Raw genomic sequence first — 16,442 nt, 5'->3', positions numbered from 1 at the left:
ATATCCCTTACTGATTGGGCTGTTAGTTGCTGTTAGATATATCACGCTTTTACTGAAAATATTCATTCGAATATCATTCTTCGTGACCCAGTCCAAAATTACCAGGGTTGCCTGTTCCGTTATTAGGTAGAACCCTCTATTTTTTCTCCCTAGACTGAGGATGAAAGTTAAGTAATGCCACAACGAATATACCAAGGTTGTTGTCATTACCATCATCTATATCACGAGTAAGGAGACTGTCATGGCCAAAAAATTGAAAGCACTGGCAAGTTCGGTGACCGACAACCACCTCACTTCCACCATCAAAGAGTCCACCCAGCAGATCTGGCTGGCTGGCCTGGGTGCCTATGCCAAGGCGCAAGAGGAAGGCGGCAAGATCTTTGAAGCCCTGGTTCAGGAAGGGGAAGCCCTGCAAACCCGTACCCGTCAGAGCGCCGATGAGAAGATCGCGGCCATGACCGACAAGACCGCCGGTACTTGGGGCCGTCTGGAGCAGGTATTTGAGGATCGCGTGGCCCGTGCCGTCGCCAGCCTCGGCATCCCGACCCGCAAGGACATCGACAAGCTCTCCAAACGGATGGCCGAGCTGACCGAAGTGGTGCAGCAGCTGATCGATGCCCGGGACGACACTACCCCGGTTGACGAGGCCAAACCTGCTGCCGCAGCGGCTAAGAAGCCGGTTGTTGCCAAGAAGCCGCCGGTCAAGAAAGCCGCCCCCGCCCCCGTCGCCAAGGTGAAGGAAGAGGTCAAGGAGCTGGCTACTGAAGTAGAGAACGTGGCCAAGGAGATCAAGGAGAAGGGTGAAACCGCACTCTTCTGATCCTGACCGGCTTGTTCTGACTGATGATCCACCGGCCCATGCCCTCTGCTGGGCCGGTTTTGCGTGATAAGGGAGGCAAATCATGAGCACGATTGCGGTTGCCCTCGCCGGGGGGGGACCTCTGGGGGGGATCTACGAGATCGGTGCCTGCGCCGCCCTGGCCGACAGCATCAAGGGAGTGCGTTTCGAGCAGGCTGACATCTATGTGGGGGTGAGTTCGGGGGCGGTGATCGCCTCGGCGCTGGCCAACGGCATCTCCCCCGACAAGCTGGTGCGGATCCTGCTGAGCGACGACAGTGGCGAGTTCTTCGACCCCTCTACCCTGCTGCGCCCCGCCTTCGGGGAGTATTTTGAGCGGCTCACCTCGCTGCCGCCGCTGGCGCTGGCATGTCTGGCCGACTACCTCTCTTCCCCCTGGAACAAGAGCCTGCTCGGCTCACTGCAGGGGCTGTCCAAAGCGATCCCCACCGGCATGTTCGACAGCCGCGGGGTGGATCGGATCCTGACCCAGTTCTTCTCGCGCCCCGGTCGCAGCAACGATTTTCGCGAGCTGGCCGGCCGGCTGTTCGTCATCGCCACCGAACTCGACACCGGTCGGGCGGTGGCCTTCGGCAGTCCGGGGCTCGACCAGGTGCCCATCTCCGCCGCGGTGCAGGCCTCCGCCGCCTTGCCTGGCCTGTTCCCACCCTCCCTCATCGATGGCCGCTACTACGTGGACGGCGCGCTCATCAAGACGCTGCACGCCTCGGTGGCGCTGCAGGAGGGGGCCGATCTGGTGTTCTGCATCAATCCGCTGGTGCCCTTTGATGCTGGCCTGGCCAGCGAGCGCCCCGCCAAGCTGGTGGATAGCGGTCTGCCGGTGGTGCTGGCCCAGACGTTTCGCGCCATCATCCACTCGCGCATGCACGTGGGGATGGATCGCTACAAACACCAGTACCCAGATGCGGACGCCCTGCTGTTCGAGCCCTCCCCGGCCGATGGCGAGATGTTCTTCACCAATGTGTTCAGTTATCGGGACCGGCGCCATCTGTGCGAGCACGCCTTCCAGCATACCCGCCGGGATCTGTGGCAGCGGCGGGCCGAGCTTGGTCCCATCCTCGCCAGACACGGGCTGGAGCTGGATCTTGACGCGCTGGCCAATGAGCAGCGCTCCCTGCTGACCCCGGGCATCGGCGCGGTGGCGGCGCTGGATGCCTCACTGACCCAGTTGCAGCACTGGCTGACCCGTCGCTATGGCGACAAGGGCCGGCGTCAACCGAAGGAGTAGCATGGATCGCAAACCCAAGCGGCGTACTAGGGATCGCATCCTGGCCACCGCCCTCGCCCAGTTCAACCTGCTGGGCGAGCCGACCGTCACCACCACCGCCATCGCGGCCGAGCTGGAGATGAGCCCGGGCAACCTCTATTACCACTTTCACAACAAGGAGGAGATAGTCAACGCCCTGTTCGGCGAGTTCGAACGGGAGATGGCCCACCTGCTCGACACCATTTCCCCGCCGTTGAACGAGGCGGAGGACATCTGGTTCTTCTTGCACCTGATGTTCGAACTCATCTGGAAGTACCGCTTTTTCTATTACGACATCAGCACCCTGATGAACGGCAACCACAAGGTGGAGCTGCGCTTTTCGGCTCTGCTGCGGCGCAAGGAGCTGACCGCCGCCGCCATCTGTCACCACCTCTGGCGCAGCGGTCTGCTAGAAGGCGACGAAGCGCAGGTGACGGCGCTGGCCGCCAACATTGCACTGGTGGGGACCTTCTGGATCTCCTATCAGCGGGCGCTGCATCCGCGGGCCGATGCCGACATCGCCCTCGGCGTTGTTCAGGTGATGGAGCTGGTGGCCCCCAGGCTGCGAGCCGATGCCCGCGCAGCGCTCGATGCCATCGCCAGCCATTATCGTCCCGCCACCGTGGCGGGTTGACCGAACCGTGTTTTTTGATTGTGTTTTTAACAGGGAGAATCATATGACCACTTCACAGCCCAACTTCGATTTCACCCCCTTCCCCTGGCCGGAGGCCACCTATGACTATGCCGGAGAGCGCCTTGAGCAGCACTGGGAGCGGCTGCACCAGGGGGATGCCGAGCCCTGGCCCGAAGATGAACAGGTACAGGAAGCATGGCGCGCCTATCACGCCGGTGATTTCGCCCGGGCCGTCAGCCTGGGGCTGGCCGCCGGCGAGGATGGCCTCAACGTGGCGAACAAGGCGCTGGTGATCCACGCCAGCTACCTGCTGGATGACAAGTATGCCAAGCGCGAGGCGTTCGAGCTGGCCGCCAGCAACGCCGAGAGGCTGCAAAAACGTCAGCCAGACAACGTCAACGCCTGGTACTTCCACGCCCTGGCGCTGGGTCGCTACAGCCAGGTGATCTCGGTCTCCAAGGCACTCTCCATCGGCATAGGTGACAAGATCAAGAGCAGCCTGGAGCAGGCGCTGGCGCTGGAGCCTGACCACGGGGAGGCCCATATCGCCTTCGGTGCCTGGCATGCGGAGATCATCGACAAGCTGGGCGCCATGATCGGCGGCATCACCTACGGCGCCAAGAAGGATGAGTCCGAGCGTCACTTCAAGGCGGCGCTGGCCATCATCCCCCACTCAGCCATTGCCCGCATGGAGTACGCCAACGCCATGGTGATGATGCACGGCAAGAGCAAGATGGCGGCGGCCGAGGCACTCTATGGCGAGGCTGCCGAGTGCGAGCCGCTGGATGCCATGGAGCGGCTCGACGTGGAAGCCGCCCGTGAGGAGCTGGAGGAGGAGTAACTCGCCAGACTCATAAAACAAGAGGCCAACCCCCGGGTTGGCCTCTTGCGTTTGAAGCGCGGCGGATCAGCCGTGCAGCAGCTGATCCAGCATGGCGGGGGCGCAGAGCAGATCCGGCTCCATCAGCACCAGCAGCAGCAACTGCTCAAACTCCACCGCGAAGCGCTCGACGATGAGGTCGGGGTCCGGCACCCGCTTCTTGTCGGTAATAAGGCCCACCTGCACCTTGTTGTCATAGGAGAGGATGGAGACGCCGACCGCGATATCGCCGGCCTGGGGCACCCAGAACAGTGGCTGGCGCAACCTGGCGCCAGCCAGATAGAGGGTCTGCTGCGGGCCAGGTACGTTGGTGATGACGGCGCTGGCCTTGGCGGAGAGGATGTCGATGGCCTGTTGCTGCACCGCCTTGGGGGCCATGCCCATCACTTCCAGCAGGTTGAGCACCACTGCCGGTTGCAGGGAGGATTTGAGCGCCTGCATCCGATCCCGCACCGCATAGAGGCGTTGCAGCGGATGTTCGATGTTGAGGGGCAGATCCAGGGCCACCAGCCCAAAGCGGTTGCCAAGGGCCCCCTTGTCGTCCGGGGCGCGCATGTTGACCGGCACCAGGGCCCGGATGTCGACGTCGGCCTCGTCGCCCTTCTCCAGCAGATAGTGGCGAAAGGCCCCGGCGGTGGCGGCGATCAGCAGGTCGTTGACCGAGCAGCCGAGCACCCGCCCCACCGCCTTCACATCCGGCAGCGGGATCTGTTCTGACCAGGCTACCCGCTTGGTGCAGCCGGTCTCTCCCCTGAGCCGGGTATCGGCATCGTCGGAGAGGGTGGCGATGGTGTAGAGCTCGGCGGTCACGTCCCGACTGGTCTTGAGGTAGTCCATCGCCTTGGTGGGGTGGGTCAGCACCTCGACGTATTTGGACCAGAGGGTGCCGGTCAGCTTGAGGCCGGCCCGCAGCAGGCGACTGCCCTGCTGATCGTGCTCTTCGTCGCCGTCGTCGTTGGCCACCGGCTCTGGCTGCGGCCTGGGAGCGGCAACCGGGCTCTCGTCCATCATGGTGAGCATGGCCCGCACCAGGGAGAAGCCGTCCCCCATGGCGTGATGAAAGCGTACCACCAACGCCTGACCGCCGAGGGAGGTGTCTACCAAGTGCATCTCCCAGAGCGGACGCTGGTGGTTGAGGGGGGTGGAGGCAAAGTCGGCCACCAGCCGCTCCAGTTCGGCCTTGCCGGCCTTGCCCGGCAGGATCACCCGCTTGAGATGCAGGTCGAGATCGAAATCGGGGTCGGTACGCCAGTAGTACTCTCCCCCTTCCAGGCAGGCTTTCTGCGCGAAGCGCGGCTGTACCCGTACGGTGTGCAGCAGGCTCTCGCGCAATCTGGTTTCATCCAGCTGACCGTCGAACATCAGCACGCCGACGATCTGCATCAAGTTGTTGGGCCTGTCCATCCGCAGCCAGGCGGTATCGACACAGGAGATGAGTTCACACACAGACATGTATTATCCCTATCGTTTCGCATTATTTGTGCCACATTTCGTTCTGGGCGTCGGCGACCAGAACGGAAGCAACAAACAATGTTTTATTATGTTGGTGAAACTGCACGGCGATTAATTCACGCCAGCCATCCATGACAAAGGAAGAGGCTCTTATTGCCCCGTGAAAATTAAAAATCAGACTTGTGATATGCCGCCTGAATAATAATCTCCAGGTCTGCTGTTTCGTCAAAAGAATATAAAGCGCGCTATTTCACCATTATTTATTGCGCTGGATCAGTCTTTATTGGATTGGTTATCGCCGCGTGGGACAAGGCAGGCGCTGATCGACATATTCGAGGATCTCCTGCTCCAGTACGCTGCGTACCGGCAACAGCATCAGGCCGAGGCGCACTTCCAGCGACAGGGTATCCTCGGTGAGGCAGAGGGAGCCATTGACCCCGGCGCCGCGAAACAGCAAGCGGGTCTCCTCCTCGTCTTCCCACTCGCAGTCGAGTTCGTACTCTTCGCTCATGTCCTGGGCGATGGCTTCGGCAGCGAGCCGAGCGCCGGCGAGGCCGAGCGGGTGTTGACGGCTGACCTGGATGGTCGACAGGTTGCTGCCGGCAAGGGGATCGTATAGAAACATGCTAACTCTCTGAGCGGTGACGACATTTACTGATATTAAACACATGAATCAAACAAGTGAAAGTGATTTGCAACATATTTGGGACTCACTTAACAAAGGCTGTCGAGTAAAAGCTCCATCGATTCCGCCTGGGTTGCCGCCGCGTTACACTGGGCTGGCGGCTCGTGACGAGTGGCTCCCGCCCCTCGCTGGCCGCCCGTTTTATCCGTCACAGGCCATGGGATACACCAGAGAACACAGGTCAAGAGAGCAGCAGATGACCCAAGAGAAACAACCATCCGATGACCACCACCTGGATGAAGAGAGCACCCTGGGGCGACTCTACCGTCAGCTCAACCAGGTGGCCGCCTTGCGTGAGCAGATGCGCACCCACCCGCAGGATCAGCAAGACAGGGACGCACTGCGCCAATGGCAGGCCGACCGGCTGGGGCGCACTCACCGCGATCTGCTGGAGAGCAAGCGCTACGGCCCGGCTGCGCAGTTTTTCCTGACCGACCTCTACGGGCCGGGGGATTGTGCCCACCGCGATGCGGACGTGATGCGGGTGATGCCGACCGCCGAGCGGCTGTTGCCGGAATCCGGCCTCAAGGTGCTGGCGCAGGCCATTGAACTCGATGCCCTCTCCGAGGAGCTAGATTACCTGATGGTGGTGGCGCTGCGTCGCGGCGGCAGCATGGCGCGACTGAACGCCAGGAGTTATGCCCTTGCCTATCAGGAGGTGGGTGAAGAAGCGCGCCGCCGTCATCAGTTGCAACTGGTCAACGAGCTGGGGATGACCCTGGACCGGCTGGCCAGAAAGCCGCTGCTCGGGGCAACCTTGAAGCTGATATCGGGGCCGGCCCATCTGGCGGGGTTGGGCGAGCTCTTCTCCTTTGTCGAGCGGGGTTACCGGGTCTGTCATCACATGGGGCGGGCCAGCGAGTTTCTCGAGACCATCGCCAGCCGCGAGACGGCCATTATGCAGGCGTTGCTGGCGGGCGATGACACAGTGCTGGATTGACCTTGAGAGTCATGCAGGCACACATGCAGTCAAACATGACAAAGCGGGCCGAGTGGCCCGCTTTTCGTTTATCGCTGGACAGGAGTGTGGTCAGATCACCAGCAGATCCATGAAGGCGTGCACCGGGGTGGCGGCCAGCTGCTTGCCATCCTGGCAGAGGGCCAGGATCGCCTCGGCCCGTTTGGCCGGGAAGCGGGTGGCCAGGTTGTGGCGGAACTTCTCTACCAGCAGCGGGATCCCCTCCTCGCGGCGACGACGATGGCCGACCGGGTACTCCACCTCCACCTTGGCGGTGTGGGTACCGTCCTTGAAGAACACCTGGATGGCGTTGGCAATGGATCGCTTGTCCGCTTCCAGATACTCGCGGCTGTAGCGCTTGTCTTCCTGCACCACCATCTTGGCGCGCAGCCCATCGATGCGGGGATCGGCGGCCATGGCGTCCTCGTAATCCTCGGCGATGAGGCGCCCGAAGATGAGCGGCACCGCCACCATGTACTGCAGGCAGTGATCCCGGTCCGCCGGGTTGTTGAGGGCGCCCACCTTGCTGATGATGCGAATGGCCGACTCATGGGTGGTGAGTTCGATGCGGTCAATTTCGTCGAGGCGTCCCTTCACCTGTTCATGCAGCTTCATGGCGCACTCTACCGCGGTCTGGGCGTGGAACTCGGCAGGGTAAGAGATCTTGAACAGCACGTTCTCCATCACATAGCTGCCGTAGCTCTGATGGAGCGCGAACTGGTTGCCCTTGAACAGCACGTCGTAGAAGCCCCACTTGGGAGCCGTCAGAGCGCCGGGATAGCCCATCTCGCCGCTCATGGTGATAAGGGCGAGGCGCACCGCCCGGGAGGTGGCATCCCCCGCCGCCCAGCTCTTGCGCGAACCGGCATTGGGGGCATGACGGTAGGTACGCAGGCTCTGGCCATCGACCCAGGCCTGGGAGACCGCATCGATCACCTGATCGCGGGTACCCCCCAGCATATGGGTCACCACGGCGGTACTGGCAACCTTCACCAGCACCACGTGATCGAGACCGACCCGGTTGAAGGAGTTCTCCAGCGCCAACACCCCCTGGATCTCATGGGCCTTCACCATGGCCGTCAGCACATCGCTCATGGTGAGCGGCGCCTTGCCTTCGGCTACCCGGGTGCGCGACAGCCAGTCGGCGGTGGCCAGGATCCCCCCCAGGTTGTCGGAGGGGTGCCCCCACTCGGCGGCCAGCCAGGTGTCGTTGTAATCGAGCCAGCGGATGATGGCACCGATATCCCAAGCTGCCTTGACCGGGTCGAGGCAGAGCTGGGTACCGGGTACCCGGGCGCCGAAGGGTACGACGGTGCCCGGTACGATGGGACCAAGGTGTTTGGTGCACTCGGGAAAACGCAAGGCCAAGAGGCCGCAGCCCAGGGTATCCATCAGGCAGTAACGGGCGGTATCGAGGGCGGCCTCGCTGGTAATGGGGTGATTGCAGACGTAATCGGCAATATCGACCAGCACCTGATCGGGGTCTGGTCTGTGGTTGACGTCGACGTTGGCGGACATCGTGACTTCCTTATCGTTGTTGTGAATGAAACAGGGTGATGAAACGGCGCCCTGCCCGCCCGCCTGAGCACATCGACCCCGCTGTTGCCGGGGCCGGGTGACGCAATGGGGTGACAGGGCCGCCCATGGTTATCGCTGCTGCAGCGAGACGAAATGCCGGGGCGCCGGGCCGACGTAATCGGCGCTCGGGCGGATGATCCGGTTGTGTTCGCGCTGCTCCATCACGTGGGCGCACCAGCCGGTGACCCGCGAGCAGACGAAGATGGGGGTAAACAGCTTGGTCGGGATCCCCATGTAGTGGTAGGCGCTGGCGTGGAAGAAGTCGGCGTTGGGGAAGAGCTCTTTCTCCTCCCACATCACCTTCTCCGCCTCGCAGGAGACGCGGTAGAGCCGGTCATCGCCCACCGCCTCGGCCAGCTTGGCCGACCACCCCTTGATGATGACGTTGCGCGGATCCGAGGTGCGATAGACGGCGTGGCCAAAGCCCATGATCTTCTCCTTGGCTGCCAGCTTGGCCTGCAGCTCGCGCCGCGCCTGGGCCTCATCCTGCCAGGGTTCGATCATCGCCATGGCCGCCTCGTTGGCGCCGCCGTGCAGCGGGCCGCGCAGGGTGCCGATGGCCGCGGTGACGCAGGAGAACATGTCCGAGAGCGTCGAGGCGCAGACCCGCGCCGCAAAGGTGGAGGCATTGAACTCATGCTCGGCGTAGAGAATGAGGGAGACGTGCATCACCCGGCGCTCCAGCTCGCTCGGCGCCTTCTGGTGCAGCAGAGCCAGGAAGTGGCCGCCGATGCACTCCTCGTCGGTGTCGAGGGCGATGCGCACCCCGTCGTGACTGAACTTGTACCAGTAAAGGAGAATGCCAGGGAAGGCAGCCAGCAGCCGATCCGCCACTTCATGCTCGTGCTCGAAGCCATCCTCCGGCTCCAGATCACCGAGCATGGAGCAGCCGGTGCGCAGCACATCCATGGGATGGGCGTCGGCAGGAATGCGCTCGAGCACCTCCAGCAAGGCGGCTGGCAGGGTGCGCAGGCTGCGCAGCGTCTGCTTGTAATCCTCGAGCTGCTGCTCGTCCGGCAGCTCGCCCTTGAGCAGCAGGTAGGCGACCTCTTCGAACTGGGCGCCGTCGGCCAGCTCCTGGATGTCATAGCCGCGATAGGTGAGCCCGGTGCCGCTCTTGCCCACGGTGCAGATGCTGGTCTCCCCCGCGCTCTGGCCACGCAGGCCGGCGCCACCCAACGGTTTTTGCTGTCCCATTCTTCCTCCTAATCCTTGGATGTAAACAGACGGTCCAGCGTCTGCTCGTAGTGGTGATAACCGAGGAAGTCATAGAGCGACTCCCGTGTCTGCATGGTGTCGACGACGGCCCGTTGATGACCATCCTGGCGAAGGTGTTGATAGACGTTGAGGGCTGCCTGGTTGGCTGCCCGGCTAGCGCTCAAGGGATAGAGCACCATGTCGACGCCGTGGGCGGCGAGCGCCTCCTTGTCGAACAGCTCGGTTTTGCCGAACTCGGTCATGTTGGCGAGAATGGGGACTCCGGCTGCCTGCTTGAACAGGTCATACTGACCGAGCTCGGTCACCGCCTCGGCGAAGATCATGTCGGCCCCGGCGGCCACGTAGGCGGCGGCGCGCTCCAGCGCCGGGCCAATCCCCTCCACCGCCAGCGCGTCGGTGCGCGCCATGATGACGAACTCCCCATTCTCGCGGGCATCCACCGCCGCCTTGATGCGATCACACATCTCCTCCTGCGAGACCACCGCCTTGTTGGGCCGGTGGCCACAGCGCTTCTGGGCCACCTGATCTTCCATGTGCACGGCCGCTACCCCGGCTCGCTCGAAGGCGCGCACGGTGCGGGCGATGTTGAAGGCCCCGCCCCAGCCGGTGTCGATGTCGACCAAAAGCGGCACACGGGTCGCCGCCGTGATGCGTTCGGCGTCGGTCAAGACGTCGTTCAGGCTGGTCATGCCAAGATCCGGCAGGCCATAGGAGGCGTTGGCCACGCCGGCGCCTGAGAGGTAAATGGCCTGAAAGCCGCTGCGCTCCGCCATCAGCGCCATGTAGGCATTGATGGTGCCGACGATCTGCAGGGGGCGTTCATTGGCGAGGGCAGTGCGAAAGCGCAGACCTGCCGAGGGGGTAAGGCTGGACATCATGACTCCTTTCACTTGTCTGGTTTGACTATCTAATATCACGTTTACGTTAACGTCAATCATACTTTCGTGGCAGACCCCTGCCAGGCAAGACAGGACGCGGCTTTTAGGGTAAATTTCACCAATTCCTTCAACAGGTTGAATCGTAATGTCGGATCCCAATCCCGTGATCGTCTGCCCGGCTTGCGACTTGCTGATCGAACGCAAGTTATTGCCGCTGAGGCGCCACGCCCACTGCCCCCGCTGTCATCAGCATCTGTACGGGCGCTACGCATTTCGCCCCTCCCAGTTGATGGCGCTGACCATCACCGGTTTCCTGTTGCTCCCGTCCGCCTTCTTCGAACCGCTGATCTACCTGCGCCTGGCCGGCGTCAATTCGGACGCCAACCTGCTCAAGGGGATCCTGGTGCTGCTGCTCGAACACGAGATCTGGGTGGCGGGGCTGGTGTTCTGGTGCGCCGTACTGGCGCCGGTGGGCTTGCTGCTCGGGATCTTTGCGCTGGCCTCGGGCCTCGCCAAACGCTGGCACATACTGGCGCCGACCCTGAAAGCGGTGGAGGTGTTTCGCCACTGGGCCATGCTGGAGGTCTACATCGTCAGCCTGCTGGTCGCCCTGTTCAAGCTGGTTGACATCGCCGACGTGCGCCTCGGCGGCGGTCTGTTGAGCCTGGGGATCCTGATGCTGCTCAACCTGACGTTGCTGATCCTGTTTGACCCTGCCCCCTATTGGGAGCGAGTACCGCTGGAGGAGCCGGACCATGTCCCAGACCTGCGCCCGTGAACTGGGGCTCTGCCGCTGCCACACCTGCGGCCTGCTGGTACGCTATCAGGCGGGCAGCGTCTGCCCCCGCTGTCACAGCCGGCTGCAGGTACGCATTCCCCACTCCCTGGCCTGGTCCTGGGGCTTGCTGGCGCTGGCCAGCTTCATGTTGTTGCCCGCCAACCTGCTGCCCATCACCCACTTCTACAACAAGGGGTTGTTGCAGTCCGACACCATCTTCAGCGGTATCATGATGCTCTATCGCAGCAAGATGTCGGGGATTGCCACCATAGTTCTCACCGCCAGCATCATAGTGCCGGTGGGCAAGATTTTGGGGCTGGGCTGGATCTGCTGGCAGCTGCAGCGCAGCAAGCCAGTGCGGCGCAAACGCCAGCTCATCATGTATCGCATCATCGACTTCATCGGGCGCTGGTCCATGCTGGACTTGTTCGTCATCTCGCTGATGGTGGCCCTGGTGGATCGCGGGGTGCTGCTCAACGTGCGAGCCGGCCCTGGCGCCACCGCCTTTGCCGGTGTGGTGGTGTTGACCATGATGTCGGCCCGCATGCTGGACACGCGCCTGCTGTGGGACAAGGCGGCCCGTTAGGGCGCGGCAGTGTTAACCTGTTTTCTTCTATCTGAATGCTGTTTATCTCAGCCAATTAAGGAGTCGGTATGATCGGGGCTGAACCCGTCATTGAGAAGCGTCGCTGGTTGTCACCCGTCTGGTTGCTGCCCTTTATCGCCCTGTTGCTGGCGGGGGGCTTCATCTACCAGCAGTTTGTCAGCAGTGGCCAGCTTATTCGCATCAACTTCGCCCAGGGCAACGGCATCCTGCCGGGCAAGACCCAGGTGCGCTACCAGGGGGTCGCCATCGGGGTGGTACAGGAGCTGGCGCTGGCCGAGGATGGCCGCAAGATAGCCGTGCTGGCCAAGATAGACAGTCGGGCCCGCCCGCTCATCCGCAAAGGCTCGGATTTCTGGCTGGTGAGCCCCAAGGCGTCGCTCACCGAGATCTCCGGCCTCGATACCCTGGTCTCCGGCAACTACATCAACCTGCAGCCCGGGCGGGACAACAACCCGCTACAGGAGGAGTTCGACGCGCTGGACGGCCCTCCTCCCGGTTATCAGGCCCAGGGGCGGATGCTGCACCTGACCGCCGATTCGCTCGGTTCGGTCGGCATCGGCGCCAAACTCTATTTTCGCGGCATCGAGGTGGGCAGCGTCATCAACACCCGCCTTGGCGAAGAGAACCAGAACGTGATCCTGGATCTGGTGATCGAGCCGCGTTTTGAACACCTCATCAAGGCCGACACCCGCTTCTGGAACATCAGCGGCATCAAGGGCTCCTTCAGCCTGGCCGGGGTCAATGTGGAGGCCGGCAGCCTCACCTCCATCCTGAGCGGCGGCATCGCCTTCGACTCTCCCAAGGACTCCCCGGAGCCGGAGAAAGGCCAGGTCTTCACCCTCTACAAAGGCTTGGCCGAGGCGGCCCGCGGCGAGCGAATTGACATCCAGGCGGGGGATCTGCCCATCAAGGAGGGGATGCCCATCCTGTTTGAAGGCATCGAGATTGGCCGCATCGACCCCATTCGCCTGACCGACAAGGGCCGGGTGGTGAGCGCACTGATCAACCCGGAGCAGGCGTTTCGGATCACCGGCAACAGCCGTCTGGTGTGGGAGAGCGTCTCCCTCGGCGCCGGCGGCATCAAGCATGCAGATCGCCTGCTGGCGGGCCCGGCCATTCGCCTCGACTATGTGGCGGGCGAGCGGGTCAAGGCCATGACCCTGAGCAGCAAGGAGCAACCGGGCGGCATCAAGCTGGTGCTGCAGGCCGATGATCTGGCCGGCCTCAACGAAGGGGCGCCGCTCTGGTACAAGGGCTTGCAGGTGGGCCAGATCAGCCAGCTCACCCTGGATGGCGGTGGCAACGCCAGCGTGGCTCTGGTCGTGCAGAGCCAGTATCAGCATCTGCTCAACCGGGCCCGTTTCTATCGGGCGGCGCCGCTGCAGATCGATGCCGACTTGAGCGGCATCAAGGTGGAAACCAGCCCGGCCAGCGCCTGGATTGGCGGCGGCATCAAGCTGGTGCAGGCCCCCTCTGGCGAGCGGGTCAACCGGCTCTATCCCAGCCAGGAGCTGGCCCTGCTCGGCACCCGCGATGCCAAGCCCCGTCGCTGGATCTTGAAGGCTGAACAAGCCGATGGCATCGGCATCGGCTCCCCGGTGCTCTATCTGGGGCTCGAGGCCGGCAAGGTCAACGCGCTGCGCGCTGCCAAGGAGGGGGTGGAGATCGAACTCGAGATCGCCGGTGTCTATGCCCCCCTGCTCGAGCAGCAGCCGCAATTCTGGAAAAAGCCGGCGCTGGATACCCGGGTGCGGGTGGATGGCGTACAGGTCAAGGTGGGGAACCTCGCCACCCTGCTGCGCGGCGCCATTGAATTCGATCGGCTCGGCACAGGCCGCAGCAGTCATCAGCTGTTTGACAGCAAGGAGCAGGCCAAGGCCAAGGTACGGACCCTCTCCCTGGTGGCCGACAGCAACCCGGGGCTCGGGGTCGGCAGCCCGATCCGCTACCGCGGGGTCGACATCGGCAAGATTGAACAGGTTGAGCTGGAGCCGACCCTGGGCCAGGTGATCTTCAAGGCCGAGCTGGATGGCCAGTATGCCGCGCGCTTCCTGCAGTCCGGTGCCCGTTTTACCCTGGTGCAGGCCAAGCTGGGACTGGGCGGCGTGGCTCATCTCGATACCCTGATCAAGGGGGCCTTTGTGGAGGCGCAGCCCGGTCAGGGCGCAGGCAAGGATCGCTTCCCCCTCAGCCAGAGCGGCCCGGCCGGCCTGGCGCTCACCCTCAAGAGCGCATCGGTCAACGGTTTGAGCGTCGGCAGTCCATTGCTGTTTCGCAAGATGGTGGTGGGCAGCGTGACCAAGGTGGCGCTGGCCCGCGATGGCAGCGAGGTGCTGATCGACGTCAACGTGGAGCAGGAGTACGCCCATCTGGTGCGGGTCAACACCCGCTTCTGGAATGTCTCCGGAGTCAAGGCGGATATCGGCCTGACCGGTGGTACCATCGAGGTGGAGACGGTGCAGAGCCTGCTCGCCGGCGGCATCGCCTTCAACACTCCGGAGAAAGAGATGGGGCCGACCGTCAAGGCCGGCCACAGCTACCCGCTGCATGCCAAGGCCGAGAAAGAGTGGCAGGAGTGGAGCCCCCGCATCCAGCCCTGATCTCTCCCCTCACTCACGCTCACCCAAGCCCGGCACTGTGCCGGGCTTGTTTTTAGCCGCTGCGCTTTCAGAATATTCCTGCCCTTGTGATAAGATGTCGCCCCTCATTTTCGGTCAACGAGACGGCTCCGTGCACGACAACACCTATCTTCCCGATCACTTCTTGCGCCATATCGCAGCCATCATGCCGGCGCACCTCTCCATGGATGAGTTCGTTGCCAGTTGTCGACGACCGCTGCGGCGCAGCATCCGGGTCAACACCCTGAAGATATCGGTGGCTGCGTTTGTGGCGCGGATGCAGCCGCTCGGTTGGCAGCTCGATCCCGTGCCCTGGTGCGACACCGGCTTCTGGCTCAGCCGCGAAGACGAGAGCGTGCCCCTTGGCAACACCGCCGAGCACTTGAGCGGCCTCTTCTACATTCAGGAGGCGAGCTCCATGTTGCCGGTCATCGCCCTGTTTGCCTGTGAGCAGACCCGGCGTGACGGCATGCTGCTGGACGCGGCGGCGGCCCCCGGCTCCAAGACCACCCAGATTGCGGCCCTGATGGACAACCAGGGCATGCTGGTTGCCAACGAGTACTCCAGCAGCCGGCTCAAGGTGCTCAGTGCCAATCTGCAGCGCTGCGGTGTGACCAACGTGGGCATGACCCACTTCGATGCCAAGGTTTTCGGCCAGTGGTTGCCGGAAACCTTCGATGCCATCCTGCTGGACGCCCCCTGCTCCGGCGAGGGTACGGTGCGCAAAGATGAAGACGCCTTGCGCAACTGGAGCATCGAGAGCATTGACGAGATCGCCGCCGTGCAGCAGGGGTTGCTGGAGAGCGCCTTCCATGCCCTCAAACCGGGCGGCGTACTGGTCTACTCCACCTGTACCTTGAGCCTGCAGGAGAACCAGGCCGTCTGTCAGTCACTGCAAGACAAGTTCGGCGATGCCTTCAGCTTTGACTCGCTGGCCGATCTCTTCCCCGCTGCAGAGAAAGCCTGTACACCAGAGGGATACCTGCACGTTTGGCCCCAGATCTTCGACAGTGAGGGCTTTTTCGTTGCCAGATTGCGCAAGCACCACTCAGTGCCCAACACCATGTTCAAACCGGGCAAGCTCGGCAAATTCCCCTTCTCGCCGCTGCCGGCCAAGGAGTCCGAACCCATGCTGCGCGAGATTGAAGCCGCTTTCGGGGCGGTGCCGCAGGGAAATCTGTTTGGCCGCAGCGAGGAGATCTGGCTCTTCCCCCAGCTGTTCGAACAGGTACAGGGCAAGCTGCGTTTCGATCGCATCGGACTGAAACTGGCGGAGACTTTCAAGAAAGGGTATCGGCTGACCCATGAGTGGGCGCTGGCCTATGGTGACGGTGCGAGCAAGGGATTCGTCGAGCTCGATATAGCGAATGCGCGGGAGTTCATGATGGGGCGGGATGTGTGGCCGGAGCAAGCCGCCGGCACTGGCGAGGTGATCGTCCGCTATCAGGGGCATACCCTGGGCATGGGGAAATGGGTGGGCAGCCGGGTCAAGAATGCCCTGCCCCGCGAGCTGGTGCGCGACAACAATCTGTTCGTGTAGCAAGTTGTACCGGAGCAGGAAAACCCACACTCCGGTTGAACCTTTGCGCGGATCTTGAAAAGCCTTGAGCCTTGTCTAAGCTTAAAGGCAATCCGAACACCAGTTAGCGCACGGCTCTGCAAGGAGCCAATTCCCCTATGCCAGGTACAAGGAATTCGTACCTGGCTTTTTTTATGTCCCTGTTTCTCGATCTCTGCCTCAGTTGCTGGCACATTTACTCGAGCATCTCCGCCGGCGCTTGCGCATCGATCTGCGCTCTATCCTGTTTCTGCTCATGCTGCAGCTCTTGCTGATAGAGCAGATCGATGGCCTGTTCGATGAGGGATGCCTGGTTGTCTTCTAGCAACTGCCCCAACATGGCCAACCGCTCGGCATGGCGATTGCTGATCCAGCATTGCAACCGGCTGTGAGTTTCCTGTTTGCGTTTCACGTGCTGGCGCTGCCGCTCGGCGTTGTCTTGCGCCCCGCTCACTTCTATTTCCTGGCTCATATCACCTTGCAACTTTTATTT

The 16,442-nt window shown here is 62.5% G+C and carries 15 protein-coding genes; 9 read left to right on the top strand and 6 right to left on the bottom strand.

Features of this window, described 5'->3' with window-relative positions:
- Nucleotides 1-241 precede the first annotated feature (241 nt).
- The 4 genes from BN1143_RS19560 to BN1143_RS19545 all read left to right on the top strand — a co-directional run bounded on the left by BN1143_RS19560 (nt 242) and on the right by BN1143_RS19545 (nt 3,580).
- On the top strand, nt 242-820 hold the full coding sequence (locus BN1143_RS19560) for a phasin family protein (RefSeq protein ID WP_042051817.1): 579 nt from the start codon (nt 242-244) through the stop codon (nt 818-820).
- 82 nt (nt 821-902) lie between these two features.
- The gene (locus BN1143_RS19555; protein ID WP_042051816.1) at nt 903-2,087 is read left to right on the top strand and encodes a patatin-like phospholipase family protein; all 1,185 of its coding nucleotides are present in this window, start codon (nt 903-905) and stop codon (nt 2,085-2,087) included.
- A 1-nt stretch (nt 2,088) separates the two neighbouring features.
- Nucleotides 2,089-2,739 (top strand): TetR/AcrR family transcriptional regulator, encoded by a 651-nt coding sequence (locus BN1143_RS19550; protein ID WP_042051815.1) that lies wholly within the window; start codon nt 2,089-2,091, stop codon nt 2,737-2,739.
- A gap of 43 nt (nt 2,740-2,782) precedes the next feature.
- Nucleotides 2,783-3,580, top strand: coding sequence for a tetratricopeptide repeat protein (locus tag BN1143_RS19545; protein WP_042051813.1), 798 nt, complete (start codon nt 2,783-2,785; stop codon nt 3,578-3,580).
- A 66-nt stretch (nt 3,581-3,646) separates the two neighbouring features.
- On the opposite strand, the gene BN1143_RS19540 is transcribed toward BN1143_RS19545, so the two are convergent.
- Together BN1143_RS19540 and BN1143_RS19535 are read right to left on the bottom strand one after the other, a co-directional pair.
- The gene (locus tag BN1143_RS19540; RefSeq protein WP_042051812.1) at nt 3,647-5,071 is read right to left on the bottom strand and encodes a wax ester/triacylglycerol synthase family O-acyltransferase; all 1,425 of its coding nucleotides are present in this window, start codon (nt 5,069-5,071) and stop codon (nt 3,647-3,649) included.
- Nucleotides 5,072-5,363: 292 nt separating this feature from the next.
- Nucleotides 5,364-5,741: a polyhydroxyalkanoic acid system family protein gene (locus BN1143_RS19535; RefSeq protein ID WP_017779030.1), complete on the bottom strand. Its 378-nt coding sequence runs from the start codon at nt 5,739-5,741 to the stop codon at nt 5,364-5,366.
- A 211-nt stretch (nt 5,742-5,952) separates the two neighbouring features.
- Here BN1143_RS19535 and BN1143_RS19530 point away from each other — a divergent pair, with 211 nt between their 5' ends.
- A complete protein-coding gene (locus BN1143_RS19530; protein ID WP_042051810.1) occupies nt 5,953-6,696 on the top strand; it encodes a DUF8198 family protein in 744 nt (247 codons plus the stop codon).
- A 90-nt stretch (nt 6,697-6,786) separates the two neighbouring features.
- Here the strand turns inward: BN1143_RS19530 and BN1143_RS19525 are convergent, their stop codons facing one another.
- The 3 genes from BN1143_RS19525 to prpB all read right to left on the bottom strand — a co-directional run bounded on the left by BN1143_RS19525 (nt 6,787) and on the right by prpB (nt 10,385).
- The gene (locus BN1143_RS19525; RefSeq protein WP_042051809.1) at nt 6,787-8,232 is read right to left on the bottom strand and encodes a bifunctional 2-methylcitrate dehydratase/aconitate hydratase; all 1,446 of its coding nucleotides are present in this window, start codon (nt 8,230-8,232) and stop codon (nt 6,787-6,789) included.
- 129 nt (nt 8,233-8,361) lie between these two features.
- Nucleotides 8,362-9,489 (bottom strand): bifunctional 2-methylcitrate synthase/citrate synthase, encoded by a 1,128-nt coding sequence (prpC, locus tag BN1143_RS19520; protein ID WP_042051808.1) that lies wholly within the window; start codon nt 9,487-9,489, stop codon nt 8,362-8,364.
- 8 nt (nt 9,490-9,497) lie between these two features.
- On the bottom strand, nt 9,498-10,385 hold the full coding sequence (prpB, locus tag BN1143_RS19515; RefSeq protein ID WP_042051807.1) for a methylisocitrate lyase: 888 nt from the start codon (nt 10,383-10,385) through the stop codon (nt 9,498-9,500).
- Between the two features lie 148 nt (nt 10,386-10,533).
- Here prpB and BN1143_RS19510 point away from each other — a divergent pair, with 148 nt between their 5' ends.
- From BN1143_RS19510 to rsmF, 4 genes are all read left to right on the top strand, one after another.
- Nucleotides 10,534-11,166: a paraquat-inducible protein A gene (locus tag BN1143_RS19510; RefSeq protein ID WP_042051806.1), complete on the top strand. Its 633-nt coding sequence runs from the start codon at nt 10,534-10,536 to the stop codon at nt 11,164-11,166.
- A complete protein-coding gene (locus BN1143_RS19505; protein ID WP_042051805.1) occupies nt 11,144-11,752 on the top strand; it encodes a paraquat-inducible protein A in 609 nt (202 codons plus the stop codon). The genes BN1143_RS19510 and BN1143_RS19505 overlap by 23 nt, the downstream gene beginning before the upstream one ends.
- A 68-nt stretch (nt 11,753-11,820) precedes the next feature.
- Nucleotides 11,821-14,373: an MlaD family protein gene (locus BN1143_RS19500; RefSeq protein ID WP_042051804.1), complete on the top strand. Its 2,553-nt coding sequence runs from the start codon at nt 11,821-11,823 to the stop codon at nt 14,371-14,373.
- Nucleotides 14,374-14,503: 130 nt separating this feature from the next.
- Nucleotides 14,504-15,931 carry a 16S rRNA (cytosine(1407)-C(5))-methyltransferase RsmF gene (gene rsmF / locus BN1143_RS19495; protein WP_042051803.1) on the top strand — a complete coding sequence of 476 codons (1,428 nt, stop codon included), beginning with the start codon at nt 14,504-14,506 and terminating at the stop codon, nt 15,929-15,931.
- Nucleotides 15,932-16,145: 214 nt separating this feature from the next.
- Here rsmF and BN1143_RS19490 read toward each other — a convergent pair whose 3' ends face one another.
- On the bottom strand, nt 16,146-16,421 hold the full coding sequence (locus BN1143_RS19490) for a RepB family protein (protein WP_042051802.1): 276 nt from the start codon (nt 16,419-16,421) through the stop codon (nt 16,146-16,148).
- Between the last annotated feature and the right edge of the window lie 21 nt (nt 16,422-16,442).

The sequence above is a fragment of the Aeromonas dhakensis genome, from assembly GCF_000820305.1.
In the GTDB taxonomy this organism is placed as follows: Bacteria; Pseudomonadota; Gammaproteobacteria; order Enterobacterales; family Aeromonadaceae; genus Aeromonas; species Aeromonas dhakensis.
This window is presented reverse-complemented; position numbering and strand designations above follow the sequence as displayed.